Here is a 911-nt window from a genome sequence, read left to right on the forward strand (position 1 = left end):
CCGGGAATTACTGAAACGGCTGTCCGGGATTTAGCGTAATCGCTGTCCGGTAATTCTGAAATCCGCAGGCAAAGGCCGCCAGCACCATCGAAGTATCGGCCAGCGCCGCCAGCGCCTGTCCCGAGACGATCCCGCCCATGCGCGCCAGGTTCGGCGTCAGCGGCATGCGCAGGGTGGTTTCCTCTGGGCTGGCCTCGGTCACGGTCAGATCCAGCGCCTGCACCCAATCGGCAAAGCCTTCGGCCAGAACGGATTGCAGATCCGCGGGGGTCATGGTGGCGGTCATTTCTGTCTCCCTGTTTTGGTCGGAGGTTAGCCGCTGCCCCGCGCGAAAGCCACGGTGATTTCAGGCTGTCTGTGGAGGAAGGAAGTCATGTTGCACCGCCTGCTGGATACCCCTTGGGATGTGGGCGTTAGCCGCACGGCCCGCGCCTGACCTTGCATTTGGGAGTTCGTCCCGGACCGCGTAGCGGCAAACAGTGCGGGGCACTGTTTGGGGTAAGAACGGGCGGAGCCCCACGCTGTAACACTTGCCCCAAGATGCAACGCTTACAAGGTGGCCCTTTGGGGCGTGGGGCGTAGCCGCACGGCCCGCGCCTGGCCTTGCATCCGGGAGTTCACGCCGGATCCCGAAGGGACAAACAGTGCGGGGCGCTGTTTGAGGCGTGAACGGGCGGCGCCCTTCACTGAGACATCTGCCCCAAGATGCAACGCCTGCAAGGTGGCCCCTTGGGGCGTGAGGCGTCAGCCGCACGGCCCGCGCCTGACCTTCCCCCCGGGAGTTCGTCCCGGACCGCGCAGCGGCAAACAGTGCGGGGCACTGTTTGGGGTAAGAACGGGCGGAGCCCTTCGCTGAGACACTTGCCCCAAGATGCAGCGCCTGCAAGGTGGTCCTTTGGGGCGTGAGGCGT

Annotated in this window: 1 protein-coding gene; it reads right to left on the minus strand. The window is 64.9% G+C overall.

Features of this window, described 5'->3' with window-relative positions; translation table 11 throughout:
• Window positions 1–7 precede the first annotated feature (7 nt).
• Complete coding sequence (locus C6W91_RS17740; RefSeq protein ID WP_370571249.1) at window positions 8–286, minus strand: PaaI family thioesterase; 279 nt, start codon at window positions 284–286, stop codon at window positions 8–10.
• Between the last annotated feature and the right edge of the window lie 625 nt (window positions 287–911).

Origin of the sequence: Phaeobacter sp. SYSU ZJ3003, from assembly GCF_041300735.1 — a bacterium.
In the GTDB taxonomy this organism is placed as follows: domain Bacteria; phylum Pseudomonadota; class Alphaproteobacteria; order Rhodobacterales; family Rhodobacteraceae; genus Phycobacter; species Phycobacter gallaeciensis_A.

Bases quoted from the DNA above. Each gene is read 5' to 3' on its own strand.
- C6W91_RS17740 (WP_370571249.1), bottom strand. From the start codon at position 286: ATGACCGCCACCATGACCCCCGCGGATCTGCAATCCGTTCTGGCCGAA.